The 18,860-nt window shown below is 75.0% G+C and carries 13 protein-coding genes; 2 read left to right on the top strand and 11 right to left on the bottom strand.

Annotation, left to right across the window (positions count from 1 at the left end; all coding sequences use genetic code 11):
* Positions 1-135: 135 nt before the first annotated feature.
* The 5 genes from asnB to ACZ7C5_RS21540 all read right to left on the bottom strand — a co-directional run bounded on the left by asnB (position 136) and on the right by ACZ7C5_RS21540 (position 8,088).
* On the bottom strand, positions 136-1,953 hold the full coding sequence (asnB, locus tag ACZ7C5_RS21560) for an asparagine synthase (glutamine-hydrolyzing) (protein WP_470323232.1): 1,818 nt from the start codon (positions 1,951-1,953) through the stop codon (positions 136-138).
* A 227-nt stretch (positions 1,954-2,180) separates the two neighbouring features.
* Positions 2,181-3,632, bottom strand: coding sequence for a phenylacetate--CoA ligase family protein (locus ACZ7C5_RS21555; protein ID WP_470323231.1), 1,452 nt, complete (start codon positions 3,630-3,632; stop codon positions 2,181-2,183).
* A 138-nt stretch (positions 3,633-3,770) separates the two neighbouring features.
* Complete coding sequence (locus ACZ7C5_RS21550; RefSeq protein ID WP_401077908.1) at positions 3,771-5,393, bottom strand: aromatic amino acid lyase; 1,623 nt, start codon at positions 5,391-5,393, stop codon at positions 3,771-3,773.
* Between the two features lie 208 nt (positions 5,394-5,601).
* A complete protein-coding gene (locus ACZ7C5_RS21545; protein WP_188301126.1) occupies positions 5,602-6,804 on the bottom strand; it encodes a cytochrome P450 in 1,203 nt (400 codons plus the stop codon).
* Between the two features lie 90 nt (positions 6,805-6,894).
* The gene (locus tag ACZ7C5_RS21540) at positions 6,895-8,088 is read right to left on the bottom strand and encodes an acyltransferase family protein (protein WP_470323230.1); all 1,194 of its coding nucleotides are present in this window, start codon (positions 8,086-8,088) and stop codon (positions 6,895-6,897) included.
* A gap of 206 nt (positions 8,089-8,294) precedes the next feature.
* On the opposite strand from ACZ7C5_RS21540, the gene ACZ7C5_RS21535 reads away from it, so the two are divergent.
* Together ACZ7C5_RS21535 and ACZ7C5_RS21530 are read left to right on the top strand one after the other, a co-directional pair.
* Positions 8,295-9,806, top strand: a complete 1,512-nt coding sequence (locus tag ACZ7C5_RS21535; protein WP_401077914.1) for an MFS transporter — start codon at positions 8,295-8,297, stop codon at positions 9,804-9,806.
* A complete protein-coding gene (locus ACZ7C5_RS21530; RefSeq protein ID WP_401077917.1) occupies positions 9,803-10,837 on the top strand; it encodes a GDSL-type esterase/lipase family protein in 1,035 nt (344 codons plus the stop codon). Before ACZ7C5_RS21535 ends, ACZ7C5_RS21530 begins: the two co-directional genes overlap by 4 nt.
* A gap of 67 nt (positions 10,838-10,904) precedes the next feature.
* Here the strand turns inward: ACZ7C5_RS21530 and ACZ7C5_RS21525 are convergent, their stop codons facing one another.
* From ACZ7C5_RS21525 to ACZ7C5_RS21500, 6 genes are all read right to left on the bottom strand, one after another.
* Positions 10,905-12,530, bottom strand: a complete 1,626-nt coding sequence (locus ACZ7C5_RS21525) for a dipeptide ABC transporter ATP-binding protein (RefSeq protein ID WP_470323229.1) — start codon at positions 12,528-12,530, stop codon at positions 10,905-10,907.
* A complete protein-coding gene (locus tag ACZ7C5_RS21520; RefSeq protein ID WP_401077922.1) occupies positions 12,527-13,402 on the bottom strand; it encodes an ABC transporter permease in 876 nt (291 codons plus the stop codon). The genes ACZ7C5_RS21525 and ACZ7C5_RS21520 overlap by 4 nt, the downstream gene beginning before the upstream one ends.
* Complete coding sequence (locus ACZ7C5_RS21515; RefSeq protein ID WP_401077925.1) at positions 13,399-14,358, bottom strand: ABC transporter permease; 960 nt, start codon at positions 14,356-14,358, stop codon at positions 13,399-13,401. The genes ACZ7C5_RS21520 and ACZ7C5_RS21515 overlap by 4 nt, the downstream gene beginning before the upstream one ends.
* A complete protein-coding gene (locus tag ACZ7C5_RS21510) occupies positions 14,355-16,052 on the bottom strand; it encodes an ABC transporter substrate-binding protein (RefSeq protein WP_470323228.1) in 1,698 nt (565 codons plus the stop codon). Before ACZ7C5_RS21510 ends, ACZ7C5_RS21515 begins: the two co-directional genes overlap by 4 nt.
* Before the next feature lie 465 nt (positions 16,053-16,517).
* On the bottom strand, positions 16,518-17,375 hold the full coding sequence (locus tag ACZ7C5_RS21505; RefSeq protein WP_401077931.1) for an IclR family transcriptional regulator: 858 nt from the start codon (positions 17,373-17,375) through the stop codon (positions 16,518-16,520).
* 132 nt (positions 17,376-17,507) lie between these two features.
* Positions 17,508-18,812, bottom strand: coding sequence for a M14 family zinc carboxypeptidase (locus ACZ7C5_RS21500; protein WP_401077934.1), 1,305 nt, complete (start codon positions 18,810-18,812; stop codon positions 17,508-17,510).
* Positions 18,813-18,860: the final 48 nt, after the last annotated feature.

Here is an 18,860-nt window from a genome sequence, read left to right as displayed (position 1 = left end):
ACATCCCCCCCCCCCCCTTCGCGGCCCCCCGCCCCCCCCTCTCTCCCCTACCGTCTCCGGTCAGAAACCCGCCGCTCTCCCCCAATACAGAGCGCCCCGGTCCGTAGTCCCCCGCCGCCGCGTGCGGTCGGAGGGTCAGAGCACCACGCGGACTCCGTACGTCCGCAGCCAGGCGTCCAGCAGCAGGGCGCGCGGCAGCCAGGGCGGCGGGGTGAAGGTGCCGGTGTGCCAGTCGCCGCCGTCCACCTGGGCGCGCAGCGCGTCGGTGTTCAGCAGCGGCAGCGCGGGCGAGTCCCGGTCGGCGAGCAGGGCGCGGACGGCCTCGCGGACCGCCGCCAGGTACTCCGGGCTCTGCCCGAACGGGAAGCCGCTCTTCTGCCGCCGCACCACCTCGGCGGGCAGCAGGTCGGCGACCGCCTCGCGCAGCAGGCCCTTCTCCTGGCCGCCGACCCGCTTGAGCGCCCACGGGACGTTCCCCACGTACTCGACCAGCCGGTGGTCGGCGAACGGCAGCCGGACCAGCAGGCCGGCCGCGAAGCTCATCCGGTCCTTGCGGTCCAGCAGGAACGGCAGGAAGCGGGTCAGCTGGAGGTGGAAGGCCTCGCGCAGCCGGAGGTCCGCGCCCGACTCGCCCGCCAGCCGGGGGACCTCGGCGATCGCCTCGGCGTAGCGGGCGGCCACCGCGGCGTCCACGTCCAGATGGCGGCGCAGGTCGGCGGAGAGCATCCCGCTGCGGTCGGAGATCCCGGCCGACCAGGGGAAGTTGGCGGTCGGGTTCGCGGCCTCGGCGGCGAACCAGGGGAAGCCGCCGAAGACGTCGTCCGCGCCCTCGCCGGAGAGCACCACCTCGGCGTGGCCGCGCACCTCGCGGAAGAGCAGGTGCAGCGAGACGTCGAGGTCGCCGACGCCGGGCAGGTCGCGGGCGCGCAGGGTGGCGCCCAGGTGGTCGAGCAGCGAGGGGGCGTCCAGCAGGAAGTCGGTGTGCCTGGTGCCCACGTGGTCGACCACCGCGCGCACGTACGGGGCGTCCCGGCTGACGTGCAGGGCGTCCGCCTTGAAGTCGGTCTCGCTGCCGGCGAAGTCGACCGAGTAGGTGGAGACCTTGTCGCCGCCGGCCGCGGCCAGGGCGACGATGGCGCTGGAGTCCAGTCCGCCGGAGAGCAGGGCGCCGGGCTTGACGCCGGTGTCGGCGGACTGCCGGCGCACGGTGTCGGCGAGCAGCTCGCGCACCCGGCGGACGGTGGTCCGCTCGTCGTCGGTGTGCTCGGCGGCCTCCGGTGCCCAGTAGCGCCGGTGGCGTACGCCGTTCGGCCCCGCCACCAGCAGCCATCCAGGGCGGACCTCGTGCAGGCCGCGGTAGACGGCGTCGCCGGGGCGCTTGAGCGCGACGGTGAGGACGTCCACCAGGCCGTCCGCGTCCACCTCGGCGGGCAGCCCGGCGGCCAGCAGGGCCTTCGGCTCGGAGCCGAACGCGAGGGAGCCGTCCGGGAGTTCGGCCCAGTAGAGCGGTTCGACGCCGAGCCGGTCGCGGATCAGCACCAGCTCCTCGGTGCGGGTGTCCCAGATCGCCACCGCGTAGCCGCCGATCAGCCGCTCGGCGGCGTCGGCGCCCCACTCCAGGTAGGCGCGCAGGGCGAGTTCGGCGTCCGAGCCGTTGCGGATGCGGTGGCCGCGGGCGGTCAGCGCGGTGTGCAGCGGGCCCGGGTTGAGCAGTTCGCCGGAGAAGGCGATGACGGCCGGCGCCGGGTCCAGCTCGGGCGGGAACCAGGGCTGCGGCACGTCGTTGCGGGGCCCGGTGTGGAACCGGCGGTGGCCGAGGCCGGCGTGCCTGGCCAGCCAGGTGTCGCCGCCGCGTGGGCCGCGGTGGGTCAGGGTGTCGGTCGACTCCCGTACGAGATCGGCCTGTTCGCGCACATCCCCGGTGCGCGACACCAGCCCGGCGAGCCCGCTCATGCGCCCACCTCGCCGTGCTCGGCGAGCGCTTCGCGCAACGCGCACCTTTCGATGATGAGTTCGCTTCGCTCGCTCATGCGCCCACCTCGCCGTGCTCGGCGAGCGCTTCGCGCAACGCGCACCTTTCGATGATGAGTTCGCTTCGCTCGCTCATGCGCCCACCTCGCCGTGCTCGGCGAGCGCTTCGCGCAACGCGCACCTTTCGATGACGAGCCCGCTTCGCCCGCTCATGCCTTCCCTCCCGTGGCTTCGGCGACCTGCGCCAGCGACTCGCGCACCAGCGAGGTGAGCGGGGCGGGCAGCCGGCCCCAGTTGGCCTCCTCGTTGAGGTCGAGGACCCGGGAGAGCTTCCAGCCCAGGTACTGGCCGAGCGAGGCCAGCGGGGGCAGCTTCTCCACCGGGTGGACGGTCACCGTGTACTCCTCGAACAGCGGGGCGAGGCGCTGTTCCAGCACCCGCGACCAGGAGCCGTCCGGGCTGCCGTCGGTGGTGACCAGGCAGACGAGGCTCCTGCCGCGCAGCACCAGCATGTAGTTGAACACCGAGGCGCCCGGCAGGGCCTCGGCCCACAGCGCCTCCTCCAGGTCGTCCTGGCGGATGTTGTTCTCGGCGAGCAGCAGGACGTCCTGGGCCCGGCCGAGGGTGCGCAGGACGGGCAGCCGGATGCCGCAGTCGCACGGGTCGGTCTCGATCCCGACCAGGTCGCCGGTGCGGTAGCGCAGCAGCGGCCGGGAGGGGATGTCCAGGGTGGTGACGACCAGCTCGCCCTGCACCGGGTCGCCGTCCGGGTCGAGCACGGTGGTGCGCTCGCCGTCGTCGATCTCCAGCAGGTAGCTCTGCAACTGGAGGTGCAGCCTGCGGTGTTCGCAGGTGACGGCGAGGGTGCCGGTCTCCGAGGAGCCGTACGAGCCGACGTACGCGGTGGCGCCGGTGAGGCGTTCGAGGTGGCGCACGAAACTGGGGCCGGTCTGTTCGGCCATCAGCAGCAGCCGGTCGAAGCGGGGCAGCGGCAGGCCGTTGCGCTGGGAGAACTGGGCCAGCTCCAGCAGCCGGGAGGGCGGTCCGACGTAGACGTTGGCGCCGAGTTCGGAGATCAGCCGCAGCACCCGGGTGTAGTCGCCGGTGATGTTGTCCACCCAGGGGCGGAAGGACATCACCCCGAGGTACTCCAGTACCTTCTCGAACTGGTAGGCGGCGGGCGCGAACGGGGCGTTGATGAGGATCAGGGCGACGTCGGCGGGCCGCAGCAGCCGGCCCCACATCTCGCCGATGTTGAGGGTGTTGATCAGCAGGTCGTCCACCGCCTTGGGGGCGGGGGCCGGGTCGCCGGTGGTGCCGGAGGACTCGTAGTAGTGCAGGAACTCGGACAGCGGGCGGGTGAAGGCGCCGGCGCCGTGGCCGCCGAGTTCCTTCTTGCTGAGGAAGGGCAGCGCGGCGAAGACCTCCAGGGCCTCGCCGGCGGTCAGCGGGGTGTCCGAGCGCAGCCGCTCGCCGAGTTCGCCGTCGAGGGTGCCGGCGTACATCGGGGAGCGCACCGCGGCGGCCAGGGTGGCGGCGAGCTTGGCGCCGTAGCGGTCGGCCGGGTCCTGGCCCTGCCAGGTGCGGTGGATCAGGGCGGTGTGGGAGTCCAGGCGCTCGGCGGCGTCCTGGCGCAGTGCGCGGTCGCGCAGTAGCAACATCTTCGATTGCTCCTCGGGTTGTGGGGAGTCACGGTCGGGGACGTGCCGGTGCGGGGGCTGGAAGCGTGACGGGATGCGTGACGGAATGCCGGACGGGATGTGGGGACGCGCGGGGGAGCAGGCCCGGGGGGGCAGGGCTCAGCGTGCGGCGAAGGGCTCGGGGAGCCCGGCGGCGCGGCGCAGCGAGCCGTCCAGGACGAGGCCGGCCACGGCGGCGATGTCGCCGTCCATCCGCCGGTCGCGGTCGGTGAAGGGGGCGTGCTCGCGGATCAGGCCGTGCACCTTCTGGAGGGTGGGCGAGGCCTTGGGCAGGCCGCGCAGCTCGACCGCCTGGGCGACGGCGAGCAGGTGGATCGCGGTGACGTCGCGGGCGAGCTCGACGACCGTACGGGCGTCGCGGGCGGCGATCGTGCCCATGCTCACCTTGTCCTGGTTGTGCGCCTCGGTGGAGCGGGAGAACAGCGAGGCGGGGGCGGCGGTCTTGAGCGCCTCCGCGGTGATCGCGGAGGCGGCGATCTGCATGCCCTTGAAGCCGTGGTGCAGTCCGGCGTGGGTGTCGGTGTCGGCGGCGGGGGCGGTCAGGTTGGGCGGCAGGCCGCGGCTGAACCTGGGGTCGACCACCAGGGCGAGCTGGCGGTCGAGCAGGTCGGCGATGTTGGCGACGGCGGTCTTGAGGCTGTCCATGGCCTGGCCGACGTGGCCGGCGTAGAAGTTGCCGCCGTGGTGCAGCAGTCCCTCCTCGGTGTCGAACAGCGGGTTGTCGGTGGAGGAGTTGACCTCGGTCTCCAGCCAGGGCCGCACCCAGTCCAGGGTGTCCCGCAGCACGCCGGTGACGTGCGGGGCGCAGCGCAGCGAGTACGGGTCCTGGATGCGGTGCTCGTGGGTGAGGAAGCCGCGGTCGCCCAGGCGCTCCTGGCGGTCGAGGATGCCCTGGTAGTCGGTGGCGAGTTCGGAGCCGTCGAGCAGGGCGCGGATCGTGGCGGCGGAGGTGAGCTGGCCGGCGTGCGGCTTCTGGCGGTGCGGGAACGGGTGGAAGTGCGAGGCGTTGCCGTGCAGCGCCTCCACGGCGAGGGCGGTGGCGATGTCGGCGGCGGCGGCGAGTTCGGCCGCGTCGTGCGCGGCCAGGACGGCGAAGGCGGAGGTGAAGGCGGTGCCGTTGATCAGCGCCAGCCCCTCCTTGGCGGTGAGCACGACCGGTTCGATGCCCTCCTCGGCGAGTGCCTCGGCGGCCGGGCGGACCCGGCCGCGGTGCAGCACCTCGCCCTCGCCGAGCAGGGCGTGCGCCAGGTAGCAGAGCGGGACGAGGTCGCCGCTGGCGCCGAGCGAGCCGCGTTCGGGGATGAGCGGCAGGAGGTCGGCGGCCAGGTGGCGCAGCAGGGTGTCGACGACGGCGGGGCGGATCGCGGAGGGGCCGCGGCCCAGGCAGTTGGCGCGGATCAGCTGGGCGGCGCGGGCGACTTCGGGCGCGGCGGTCGGGCCGGTGCCGTTGAGGTGGTAGGTGACCAGGTTCCGCTGGAGCGCGGCGGCCCGGTCGGCGGAGATCTGGTGCGCGACCGAGTCGCCGAAGCCGGTGGTGATGCCGTAGAGCGGGATGCCGCGCGCCAGCCAGTCCTCCTTGAGGGCGACGGAGGCGGTCATCCGACCGGTGGCGGCGGGGGCGAGGACCGGTCCGGGGGCGTTGGGGCGGGCCCGGGCGACGGAGACGATGTCGGTGAGGGTCAGGTCGTGGCCGGTCAGGGCCAGGGCGGGCGTGGCGGGCATGGGGTCCTCGTTCCTGGGCGGAGCGGGCGGTCCGGTCGGTCCGGTCGGTGCGGGACGGTGTACCGGCTGGCCCCAAGTCTCGGGATCGCACGGGTGTTCCGTCTTCGGGCATCGGTACGGACCGGAGCCCGTCCCAACGGCCGGGCGGCGACCGGGGACCCGGCCCAACGGACGGGCCGTCGGGCCGGGTCGTGGGTGCCGGACGCGGTCACCACTCGACGGGCAGCGCCTTCGGACGCAGCGTCAGCAGGCCGCCGAGCCACTCGACCTCGTCGGCCGGCACCGCGAGCCGCAGCGAGGGCAGCCGGCGGGCCAGGGTGCCGAAGGCCACCTGGAGCTCCATCCGGGCGACGCCCGCGCCGGGGCAGTAGTGGGCGCCGTGGCCGAAGGCGACGTGCCTGGGGTCGGTGCGGGTGAGGTCGAGCCGCTCCGGGTCGTCCACCCGGCGGACGTCGCGGCCGGCCGCGTGCATCACCGGGATGACGCCCTCGCCCCTGGCGACCGGGGTGCCGGCCAGCTCCAGGTCCTCGGTGGCGATCCGCATGAAGCCGATCTCGGACGGCGGGGCGTAGCGCAGCAGTTCCTCGGTCGCGTTCTCCAGCAGCTCGGGGCGCTCGGTGAGCAGCCGCCACTGGTCGGGGTGGCGCAGCAGCTGGTAGAGCGCCCTGGAGACCGCGCTGACGGTGGTGTCGTGCCCGGCGACCAGCAGGTTGATGCCGAGCCAGACCAGTTCGCGCTCGTCGAGGCGGTCCTCGTCGTCGCGGGCCGAGATGAGGGTGGAGAGCAGGTCGTCGCCGGGGTTCGCGCGGCGTTCGGCGACCAGCCCGGCCACGTACGCGGCGGACTCCTGCCGGGCGGCGAGCCGTTCCTCGGGGGTGTGGGCGGTGATGGAGACCAGCCGGTCGGTCCACTGCTGGAGCAGCGGGCGGTCCTCGACCGGGGCGCCGACCATCTCGCAGATCACCCAGACCGGCAGCACGGCGGCGAAGTCGTGGTGCAGGTCGGCCGGCCGGGGACCTTCGAGCAGGCGGTCGATCAGCTCGTCGGCGATCTCGACCACCCGGGAGCGCCAGCGCTCGGCCTTGCGCGGGGTGAAGGCGGGGGAGATCAGCCGGCGCAGCCTGGCGTGGTCGGGGCCCTCCTGGTTGAGCAGGTTGTACGGGTTGTCGGAGAAGTCCTCGCCGGAGACGGTGCGCACCGCGCCCGGCTCGCGCAGCGCGGCCCGGGAGAGCCGCTGGTCGGAGAGCGCGGAGACGACCTCGTCGTAGCCGGTGACCAGCCAGGCCTGGTCGCCGCTGGGCAGCCGGACCCGGCTGACCGGGCACTGGGCGCGCAGCTCGGCGAACTCGGCGGGCGGCTCGCCGTAGGGGGAGAGCGGGAGGGGGTAGGCGGTGAGGTCCTGATCGGTCATCGGTCTGCCTCTCGGTCGGGTCGGGTCGTGGTCGCAGTGGTGGTGGTCGTGGTGGTCGTGGTGGTCGTGGTGGTCGCGGTCGGTGGCGGCTCAGGTGGTGGCGGCCAGGTCGGATGAGGTCGAGGTCGAGGGCGCGGGCTCGGGTGCCGGGTCCGCGGTGGGGTCGGGGGGTGTGCGGCCGCCGGGGCGCTGCCGTCGGGGCGTGCCGAGCAGCCGTACCGCAGGGAGTTCGACGTACCGGTGCAGCAGCCCGGCGAGCAGCCAGGCGGCGGTGAACACGCCGAGCAGCAGCGCGGCGGCGACCGGGGTGGTGAAGGCTCGTCCGGCGCCGAGGGCGCGGTGGCCGTGGTCCAGGATCAGCCGGTGGACCAGGTAGAAGGCGAAGGTCCAGCTGCCGAGGGTGACCATCGGCCGGGAGGTCAGGAAGGAGCGGCGGCCGGCCACGTCCCGGGCGGCGAGCGCGGGCAGCAGCAGGGCGATCGGGAGGATCGCGGGGGTGGTCAGGCCCCACAGGAACGGCAGCTGCTTGGCGAGGAGTTGGGCCGGTACGAGGAGCAGCGCGGCGGGCAGCGCCCCGATCGGCAGCCGTCGGCCGGTGAGGACGATCCGGGCGAGCAGGATGCCCAGCACGAACTCCAGCAGCCGCACCGGCGGGAACACGTAGACGAACCAGAACTGCCACACCGAGCCGGAGCCGAAGGGCAGCGGAGGGTGGTCCGGCAGCAGGGCGGCGGCGGCCGGGACGAGCAGGACCGCGGCGATCACCCCGGCCGTCCAGGCCCAGAGCCGCTCGGGGCGGATCCGCCGGATCCAGCGCACCAGCAGCGGGAACGCGGCGTAGAAGAAGATCTCGCAGGAGATCGACCAGCTGACGTCGTCGAGGCTGGAGAAGACCTCGCGGTCCGGGTTCCAGGTGTGCACCAGGAACAGGTTGGGAACGGCCTGGCGGGCAGTGGCGGCCGTGCCCGCGGCGGCGAGCAGCACCAGCGCGGCGGCCCAGGTGAGCACGTGCAGCGGGTAGATCTTCGCGGCCCGGCGGCGCCAGAAGCCGCGGGCGCCGTGGCCTGGGCGGGAGCCCCAGGTGATCACGAAGCCGCTGAGGACGAAGAAGCAGCTGATCGCCGTCCAGGCGCCGTTGGCGACGAGCCAGGTGTAGGCGTCGGCGACCCCCGCGTCGCCGAACGGCTTCTCCATGTCGGCATGGAAGGCGAAGACCGGGACCACGATCAGGAACCTGATGCCGGTGAGGGAGGGCAGGCGGGGACGTCTGACGGATTCGGGCATGGGTGGGCAACTCCCCCGTACGAAGGGCCGAAATTTCTAAGGTTCGGCAATTATCAAACAATAGGAAGTCAACTCCGCGCGATGCAAGGGGTGTTGGTGTTCGTGTAGTGCCGAGATTGTTTGACGCTAGATGATTTGGCTGCTACTTTCGGTCCACTTGATTGAGATGCAGACGATTGTCTGCCAGACGGATAGGGAGAGGGCCGATGCCGGACACGGCGCCCCGCACCCTCGGCGCGCACAAGGGGTTGGCACTCCTGGTGCTCTGCGCCCAGCTCTTCCTCGACTCGATGGACGTCTCCCTGATGGGTGTCGCCCTCCCGGAGATCAGGCAGGACCTCGGCCTCGGGCCGCAGACACTGCAATGGATCATCTCCGGCTACGCCGTCGCCTACGGCGGCTTCCTGCTGCTCGGCGGCCGCGCCGCCGACCTCTTCGGCCGCCGCCGGCTGTTCTTCTGGGCCACCGCCGTGTTCGCCCTGGCCAGCCTCGGCGGCGGGCTCGTCTCCGACGGCACCCTGCTGGTCGTCAGCCGCGTCATCAAGGGCGTCGCGGCGGCCTTCATCGCCCCCGCCGCGATGTCGATCATCACCACCACGTTCAAGGAGGGCCCCGAGCGCACCCGCGCGATGGGCATCTTCTCCCTCACCGGCGCCAGCGGCTACGCGGCCGGCCTGGTCTTCTCCGGCGTCCTGACCGAACTGCACTGGCGGCTCGTCTTCTTCGTCCCCTTCGTGGTCGCCGCACTCGTCCTCGCCGTCACCAACCGCGCCGTCGCCCCCGACCTGCCGCGCACCGGCGAGCGGCCGGGCTTCGACGCGGCCGGCGCGCTCACCGCCACCGCCGGCGTCCTGCTGCTCGTCCTCGGACTCGTCCGCGCCCCCGAGGTCGGCTGGGGCTCCACCGCCACCCTCGGCTCACTGATCGCCGCCGTCGTCCTGCTGGCCGCCTTCGTGGTCATCCAGCAGCGCCGCACCGACCCGCTGCTGCCACTGCGGATCTTCCGCTCCCGCACCCTGTCCACCGCCAACACCGTCGGACTGGTCTGGGCCTGCGCCACCATCGGCTGGCAGTTCATCGCCCTGCTCTACCTCCAGCAGGTGCGCGGCTACAGCGCCCTCCAGGCGGGCCTGGCGATCGTCCCGATGGCCGCCGCGATCCTGCTCGCCGTCAACCTCGCGCCCAAGCTGATCAACCGCTCCGGGCTGCGCCCGGCAGCGGTCCTCGGCCTGCTCCTCCAGGGCGGCGGCATCCTGCTGTTCCTGCGCACCGGCACCGACAGCAGCTACCCGGCCGTCCTGCTGCCCGCGCTGATCGTGCACGGGCTCGGCAACGGCACCAGCTTCCTCGCCTTCAACATCGCCGCCGTCAGCGGCGTGAAGAACGAGGACCAGGGCCTGGCCACCGCGCTGGTCACCGCGGCCCTCCAGCTCGGCGGCGGCATCGGCGTCGCGGTCGGCGCGGCCGTGCTCACCGGCGTCGGCGGCGCCTCGCCGTCGCTCTCCGCCTACCACTGGGCCTTCCTGGTGGCCGCGGTCTTCTCGGCCGTCGGACTGGTCGCCGCCGCCCTCGGGCTCGGTGCGCCGAAGGGCGGGGCGGACGGGGCAGCGCCGGACGAAACGGCAGTTGACGGGGCGCCGGCGGATGGCACCGCCGCGGACACGGCGCCCGCAGAGGCGCAGACCCTGGCCGCGAACCTCCGGGAGGGGCGGGCGTGACCACCACCAGGCCCGCCGCCACCGCCGTCGAACGGCTCACCCCGGACGACCCCAGGATCTCCTGGGACGGCATCAGCGGCCTGGCCCGCCACGAGGACCGCTGGATCCCGCTGCGCCTGCCGCTGGACCGGGTGGCGACCACGCTCTCCGCCGACTTCGCCCGCCTCGCCCGGCTCCCGGCCGGCGCCCGCTTCGGCCTGCGCACCGACGCCGTCGAACTGGTCCTGGAACTGGACGCCGAATCCGGCAGCGCACCGCTGGACGTGGTGGTGGACGGCGTCGTCGCCCACCGCTGGCACCCGGTGTCCGGGCGCCACCGGCTGGCCCTGCCACTGCCCGCGGGAGCGGACGGCCCGGCCGAGGTGGAGGTCTGGCTGCCGCACCTCAGCCGCACCCGGATCGGCCGGCTCTCGCTGCGCGGCCACCGGGTGCTGGAGCCCGTCGAACGGCCGGGGCCGCGCTGGATCGCCTACGGCAGCTCGCTCACCCACGCGATGTTCCCGCACGGCCCGTCCGAGAGCTGGGTCTCCCTGGTGGCCGTCCGGCACGGCTGGCGGCTGCGCAACCTCGGCTTCGCCGGGGAGGCGTACCTGGACCCGCTGGTCGCCCGGGTGCTCAGGGACAGCCCGGCCGAGCTGATCACCCTGGAGATCGGCACCAACGCGTACATCCGCAGCGTGTTCACCGCGCGCAGCTGGGGCTCGGCGGTGTGCGGGTTCGTCGAGACCGTCCGCGACGGCCACCCGGACACCCCGATCGCGGTGATCACCGCGCTGCCCTCGGTGGAGCGGGAGAAGGCGGTCAACGCCGCCGGACTCACCCTGGAGGGCATCCGCGAGCTGACCGGCGAGGCGGTCCGGGTGCTCCAGGGGCTCGGCGACCGGCGGCTGCACCTGATCGACGGCCGGGACGTGCTGCCCGTCGCCGAGGCCGACCGGGTGTACGCGGACGGCCTGCACCCGACCCCGGACGGCGAGCACGACCTGGCCGACCGGGCCGCGCCGATCCTGCGGCGGCTGCTGCCCGGCTGAACCCCGGGCGTACGGCGGTGCCCCGACGGGACGTTCCCGTCGGGGCACCGCCGTGTGCCGGTGGCCGTCAGGCCGCCGCGGCCCGCGCGGGCAGTCTGGGCACCGCCGCCAGCAGCTGCCGGGTGTACGGGTGTACGGGCGACCGGAACACCCGTTCAACCGGGCCGTACTCGACCGCCCTGCCGTCCTTCATCACCAGCACCCGGTCACTGACCTGCCGCACCACCGCGAGGTCGTGCGAGATGAACAGCATCGCCAGGCCCAGCTCGGCCCGCAGCCGGGCCAGCAGCTCCAGCACCTGCGCCTGCACCGAGACGTCCAGCGCGGACACCGGCTCGTCGCAGACCAGCAGCCGCGGCCCGGTGGCCAGCGCCCGGGCGATCGCCACCCGCTGGCGCTGCCCGCCGGACAGCCCGTGCGGCCGCCGCTCCAGGTGCTGCTCGCCGAGGCCCACCTGGGTCAGCAGTCCGACCGCCCGCTCCCGCCTGGCCGCGCCGCGGGGCACCCCGGCGACCGCCAGCGCCTCGGCCAGGATCCGCCGGACGGTGAAGCGCGGATCGAAGGAGGCCAGCGGGTCCTGGTGGACCAGCTGCACCGCGGGCCTGGCCGGGCGGCGCTCGCGCTCGGGCAGCGCGCTCCACGGCCGGCCGTCCAGCAGCACCTCGCCGGCGTCCGGGGCCAGCATGCCCATCACCAGCCGGGCGGTGGTGCTCTTGCCGGATCCCGACTCGCCGACGATGCCCAGGGTCTCGCCGGGCGCGAGCCCGAACGACACCTCGGCGACCGCCTCCCGCAGGCCGCCGTCCGGGGTGCGGTAGCGCTTCACCAGGCCGCGGACGGTGAGGAGTTCGTCCTTCGTGGCGGTGGCGGCGACTTCGGCGGGGGAGTGGGCCGGGGCCGGGGCCGGGCGGTCCGGATCGGGGGCGGCCGCCAGCAGCATCCGGGTGTACGGGTGCTCCGGCGCGCCCAGCACCCGCCCGGCCGGACCGCTCTCCACGATCCGGCCGTCCTTCATCACCGCGATCCGGTCCGCCAGCCTGGCCACCACCGCCAGGTCGTGGCTGATCAGCAGCAGCGCCGTCCCCTCGGCCTTCAACCGGCCCAGCAGGTCCAGCACCTGGGCCTGCACGGTGACGTCCAGCGCGGTGGTCGGCTCGTCCGCGACCAGCACCCGCGGACCGGCCGCCAGCGCGGAGGCGATCAGCGCCCGCTGGCGCAGCCCGCCGGACAGCTGGTGCGGGTACTGCCGGGCCCGCTCGGCCGGCTCCGGCACCCCGACGGCGGCCAGCAACTCCTCGACCCGGCCGGGCACGTCGGCCTTCGGCAGGACGCGGTGGGCGAGCAGCGGCTCAGCCACCTCGGCGCCCACCCGGCGCAGCGGGTCCAGCGCGGACAGCGCGTCCTGGAGCACCAGCCCGACCGTCCGGCCGCGCACCCGGCGCCACTCCCGCTCGCCGAAGGCCGCGGCGTCCCGGCCCTCGACCAGGAACCGCTCGGCCCGTACGGCGGCACCGGGCGCGGTCAGCCCGACCAGCGTCCTGGCCGTGACGCTCTTGCCCGAGCCGGACTCGCCGACCAGCGCCAGGCACTCGCCCGCCGACAGTGTCAGCGACACCCCGGCCACCACCGTGGTGCGCCGTCTGCCGTGGCCGAACTCGACGTTCAGGCCCTCCAGTTCGACGATCGGGCTCATGGCGTCCGTCCTTCCAGGCGGCGGTGCAACTGTCGGCCGAGCACGGTGATCGCGACCACCACGGCGGTGATGGCGGCCCCCGGGAACACCGCGATCCACCAGGCGGTGGACAGGAAGTCGCGGCCCTGCGAGAGCATCGCCCCCCACTCGGGGGCGGGCGCCCTGGGGCCGAGCCCGAGGAAGCTGAGCGCCGAGCCCGACACCACGGCGCTGCCGACGGCCAGCGTGGCGGGCACGGTCAGCGGCCCCAGCGTGTTCGGCAGCACGTGCCGCAGCACCACGGCCGTCCTGGGCACCCCGAGCGCCGTCGCGGCGCGCACGTACTCCGAACCGCGCACCACCATCGCCCGCCCCCGCACCAGCCGGGCGAAGCCGGGGGTGGCCGCGATCGCGATGGCCAGCAGCGCGTTGCCGGTGCCCGGGCCCACCACCGCGATCACCAGCAGCGCGAGCAGCAGTTCCGGCAGGGCCAGCAGGACGTCCACCGCGCGCATCGCGACCTGGTCGCCGATCCGGCCGGACAGCGCGGCCGACAGCCCGACCAGCAGGCCGGCCAGCACCGACAGTGCGGTCGCGCCGAGCCCGATCAGCAGCGAGTAGCGGGCGCCGTGCACCACCCTGGCGTACACGTCCCGGCCCAACTGGTCGGTGCCCAGCCAGTGTTCGGAGCCGGGCGGGGTGAGCGCGGCGACCGGCTCGGCCGCCGTCGGGTCGGCGTGCGCGAGCAGCCCCGGCCAGGCGCAGGCGAGCACCGCCGCCGCCAGGACCAGGGCGGCGAGCAGCACCCCGGGGCGCACCCGGGCGGCCCGCCGGCCGGCCGAGCGGACCTTCCGGGCGGCCGGCCCGGCGGCGGGCACGACGGAGCCGGTCATGCCGCCACCTCCCGCACCGCACCGGCACCGCGCAGCCGGGGATCGATCAGCAGGTAGAGCGCGTCCACCGCGGTGTTCACCACCAGGTAGACCGCCGCGGACAGCAGGATCAGCCCGGTCACCACCGGCAGGTCGTGCCCGCTGACCGCGTCCAGCGCCACCCGGCCCAGACCCGGCCGGGCGAACACCGTCTCCACCAGGACCGTCCCGCCCAGCAGCCCGCCCACCAGCCAGCCGCCCAGCGTGACCGCAGGCACCAGCGCGTGCCGCAGCGCGTGCCGGCCGCGCAGCGCCAGCGGACCGATCCCGCGCGAACGGGCGGTCAGCGCGAACGGCTCGTGCAGCGCCGACTCCAGCCCCTCCCGCAGCACCTGCGAGAGCAGCGAGCCGAACGGCACCGCCAGGGTGACCGCCGGCAGCACCAGCGACTGCCAGCCCTCCGCCCCGGCGACCGGGAACAGCCGCAGGTGGAAGGAGAACAGCGTGAGCAGCAGGACACCCAGCCAGAACGGCGGGGTGGAGACCGCCAGCAGCTCCGCCCCGGAGGCCGCGCCGCGCACCGCCCGCCCCCGCCCTGCCGTGGTCACCGCGGAGACCAGGGCGAACAGCAGGATCAGCCCGAACGCCGTCAGCGCCAGCGCCGCGGTGGGGCCGAGCTGCTCGCCGATGATCCGGCTCACCGGTTGCTGCTGCTGGTAGGAGCGGCCGAGGTCGCCGCCCAGCAGCCGGCCGAGGAAGGTCAGGTACTGCGAGAACAGCGGGCGGTCCAGCCCGAACTCCCGGGTGATCTCGGCCCGGACGGCCGCCGAGCCGGTGGTCACCGAACCGCCGAGCAGGGTCGACACCGGGTCGCCGGGCACCAGATGCAGTGCCAGGAACCCCAGGGTGGCGGCGCCCCAGAGCACCAGGACCGCGCCGCCCAGGCGGTTCAGCACCGCGCGCGCGACCCGTGTCACCTGGTCTTCCAGACGCCGGCGAACTGCGGCCACGCGTTCGCGTCGAACGCCAGGCCCCGGACGGCCTGGGTGTGCCCGATCAGATTGGTGGTCACGTACAGCGGCAGCACCGTGCCGTGCTCCACCGCCCACCGCTCGGCCTTGGTGTAGTTCGCCTTGCGGGCGGCCGGATCGGTGGTCGCCGCGCCCGCCGTCAGCCAGCCGTCCAGCGCCGGGTCGCTGCTCAGCGAGACGTTCTGGCCGCCCGCGGCCGGGGTGTTGGAGGAGAGGTAGAAGCCCGCCAGGATCGCCGGGTCGGCCCGCACCCAGGAGTTGTCCCACAGGTCGTAGTCGCCGCTCGCGTAGATCCTGAAGTAGGTGCCGTTGTCGATGGAGTCGCGCACCAGCTCGATCCCGGCCTTCTTCAGGTCGGCCTGGATGCCCGCCGCCAGGGTGTCGCGCTGGTCCCGCACCAGCGAGGCGATGTACGGCCAGTGCAGGGTGAGCCGCTTGCCGTCCTTCACCCGGTAGCCGTCGCCGTCCCTGGCGCTCCAGCCCGCCTCGTCCAGCAGCCGGCCGGCCGCCGCGGCGTCGTGCGGGAGCGCGTCCTTCAGCCCGGCCTCGTACGCCGCCGGGGTGGTCGGGCTGAGCGGGCTCCAGGCGCGCTCGTACTCGCCGAAGTAGATGCTCCTGACCAGCGCCTCCACGTCCACCGCCCGCTGGACGGCCTGGCGCACCCGCTCGTCCCGCAGCGCGCCGCGGGTCGAGTTCAGGAACAGCGAGTAGACCACGCCAGGGTTCTGGGTGCGGCTCACCTCGATGCCGTCGGCCGCCCGGGCGGTGCGCACCGCGGTGACCGGCAGCGTGGCCGCGTCCACCTGGCGGCTGGTCAGCGCGCCGGCCCGGACCGAGTCCTCGGGCAGGAAGCGGATCGTCAGACCGTCCAGGTACGGCGCGCCCTGGTTCGCGGCGCCCTCCGGCGCCCAGGCGTAGGCGTCGTTGCGCCGGAACTCGACGTGGTCGTTCTTGACGTACTCGGTCTCCTTGAACGGCCCGGTGCCCACCGAGTCCGCGCCGCCCGCGCACAGCCGGTCCGCCTTCTCCGCCAGCGACCTGGGCGAGGCGATGCCCAGGTACGGGGTGGCGGCCGCCTGGAGGAACGGCACGTACGGATCCGCGAAGGAGACCCGGACGGTGAGCGGGTCCACCACCTCGGCGCCGGTGTAGGGGCCGAGCAGGCTGGCCGCGTACAGCGACTTGGTCTTCGGGTCCTTGACGTGGTCCAGGTTGGCCTTCACCGCGGCGGCGTCGAAGGCGGTGCCGTCGTGGAAGGTGACGCCCTCGCGCAGCCGGAAGGTGTACGTCCTGGCGTCCGGCGAGACCTCCCAGGACTTCGCCAGCCACGGGTGGAAGGCGCCCTTGTCGTCCAGGTACACCAGCGAGTCGAAGACGTTGCGCTGGATCACCGCCGTCACGTCGCCCGGGCTGACGTGCGGGTCCAGGCAGGACGTGCCGACCGCCACCGCGTACTTCAGGGTGCCGCCGCGCACCGGAACCCCTTCGGCGCCCGCCCCCGACCCGGCCGGGCCGGCGGAGGAGCAGCCCGCGAGCAGCACCGCCGCCAGTCCGGCGGCGGGCAGGGCGGTCGGGACGGCGAACGGTCGGGCGGTGCGGCGGGGGGTGCGGCGGGGGGTGGGCACGGGTCTGCTGGGCATGCGTGAACTCCTTGGTGGTGCCGGTGGAGGGCGTACGGGGCCGCCGCCGGGCACGGGTGTGCGCGGCGGGGCGGGGGAGGGGGCGCCGGGGTTCGGGCCTTCGGCCGGACGGCCGGACGGTCGGCCGACGGTCGGCCGGGCTGGATCGGGATCCGGGTCAGGGGCCGGACGGGCGTCGGCTCGGGCTTCGGCCCGGCTGCCGGGCCGGGGTCAGACCGAGGCGCGGCTCAGGGCACCGGGCACAGCGGTGCCAGGGGCGCGGGCGCCGCCGAGGGCGCTTTCGAGAGCGCTTTCGAGGGCGCGACATCGGCCGCGGCCGCCGGGACCGCCCGCCGACGGGGCGACGCCCCGCACGGCCGGGGTCCTGCCACCGCTGCTGTGCACTGCGGCCTCCGATGCCTGCGCGTTCGCCCGTATCGCGCACCAGGGTGCCCGGTAGCGGCGGTTCCTGGCCACCACGGGGTTTCACCCAGTGGAACGCGCGCGGTCCGTCCCCTCCGTCCCCTTCGCGCTTCCCGTGGCCTGCCCGGCCTGCCCGGCCTCCTCGGCCACCGAACGCGCCACCCCGGCCGTCATCAGCCGCCCCGCCTCGCGCAACCGCGCCTCGAACCGGGCCGGATCGACGGGCGCGGCCACCACCAGGCCCAGCGCGGCCAGCAGCGAGCCGTCCGGATGGAACACCGGCACGGCCGCCGCCCCGTACACCGGCTGCATCTCCCGGCGCGCGTACCCGACGCCCCCGCGCCGCACCGCCGCCAGCTCCCTGGCCAGCCGGCCGGGCGCCACCACCGTGTCCCTGGTGTGCCGCGCGCCCGCCGCGGACAGACCCGCCGTCACCTCCCTGACCAGCGCCTCCGGCGCGTGCGCCAGCAGCACCCGGCCCACCGCCGTGGCATGCAGGTCCATCCGCCCGCCCACCCGCACCCGGAACGGCGAGGACGGCGCGGCCGCACCCGGCAACCGGTCCAGCAGCAGCGCCGAACGGCCGTCCAGCGCCGCCACCAGCGCGGTCTGCCCGGTCCGCTCGTGCAGGTCCCGCAGGGCCGGCTGCGCCAACTCCCTGACCCGCCGCAGGCACGGCGCCAGCGACCCCAGCGCCCACAGCCGTCGCCCCAGCCGGTACCCGCCGTCCCGCTGCCGCTCCAGCGCGCCCCAGGCGACCAGCTCACGCACCATCCGCAGCGCGGTGGGCGCCGGCAGCCCGGCCTGCCGCGCGATCTCGGCCAGCCGCAGCGACTCCCGCTCCCCGTCGAAGGCCTCCAGCACCGCGAACACCCGCCCGGCCACCGAACGGCCCCCGGCCTCCCCCGAATTGCCCGCCACCGGCCCCACCCTTCACCGCGGTATCCCGTCCCCGGCCCCAACGCCGGTACCCGGCGGCCGGATTCCGCCGGTGGCCCGTCGCGCGGCGAACACCGCCCGACGGGTGCCCCGCCGCGTGCGGGGGCGGGCGGGTCAGAGGAGGCAGTCGGCGGTGGTGAGCACAGCCCGGGTCTGGTGGGCCAGTTGCTCCTGCACCGGCACCCAGCGGGCACCGAAGCGGTGGCGCAGCCGGTCCAGGCTGTCGGTGACGACGGCGCGGGCGCGGTCACGGGCGGCCTCCGCACCGGGGCCGCGGACGTCGGCGAGCAGCCGCAGCAGGATCGACGCGACCCGCAGCGGCACGCGCGCCGCGACCAGCCCGGCGGTGGTCACCCGGGAGGCGGTGAGCGGCTCGGCGCCCCAGCGGTCCAGCCACTCCTCGGCCACCCGCGGGGCGACCGCCAGGCTGAACTCGGCGGTGCGCAGCAGCGAGCGGTACGCCTCGTGGCCGTACGCCTCGTGCCGGTGCGCGGGGACGCTCGGAAGCAGGGCGGTGAGCTCCTCGGCACGCGCGGTGAGGTCGTGGGCGGCGGCCGCGAGGGCCCCGGCCCCGGCCGGGTGGGGGCGGCCGTCGCCGACCGCGTCGACCGCCCACATCGGGACCTCCAGTACCGCGGTGACCGCGCCGTACCGGGCCGCGTACGACCAGGTGGACAGCTCGGGCTCGTCCGGCAGGGCCCGGGAGCCGCCGGCGCCCGGGGCCGGCATCAGATAGGTGCCGGGGTCAGGGCTGGCCCAGCCGATCGCGTCGTAGGAGTCCACGTCGAGCGGGACGCCGGCCCGTTGCGCGGACCGGGCGAAGCGCCCGGCCAGGCCCAGCACCGGGCGGGTGAGCTGGACGAACGCGCCGCCGAAGTCCACCCCGTGCAGCGAGCACTGGAGGAAGGGGCGCAGCTCGTCGATCAGCTCGGTCAGCGCCAGGCTCTCCGGCATCGGCGGGCGGCCGGAGCCGGGGGCGGGCAGCAGTTCGGGCTGCTCCTCGAAGGAGGGGCGGAAGAAGTGCTCGTAGTGGCGGCGCATGGTGAGCGGGCCGTCCAGCCAGCCGGCGTTGAGCGCGGCGCCGTCCGGGTCCAGGCAGAGCAGCAGGTGCCAGGAGAGCCCGGGGCAGGCGGGGCGGTCCAGCAGCACCTCGGCCAGCCGGACGGTCCCGGCGGTGCCGATCGGCTCGTTGGGGTGCGGGCCGCCGACCACCAGCACCGCGCGCGGCCCGCGGTCCACGGAGAGCAGCAGCAGCGGGCGCCCGGCCCTGGAACGGCCCACCTCGCGCAGCCGGCAGCGGTCCGGGTGCCGCAGTGCGAGCCGCCGTGCGGCGGACTCGGCCTGGGCCGGCGTGGGGTAGCGGGCCGGCCGGGTGTCGAGGGGCCGGAGGGGACGGATCCGCCGACCGGTGTCGGTCATGGTTCTCCTTGCGCCGGTCGTACGGCCGCCGGGGCGCAGGCGTGCGGG

The sequence above is a fragment of the Kitasatospora sp. NPDC036993 genome (genome assembly GCF_055607525.1).
The sequence above is the reverse complement of the archived record's forward strand: the minus strand, read 5'-3'. Positions and strand labels throughout refer to the sequence as shown.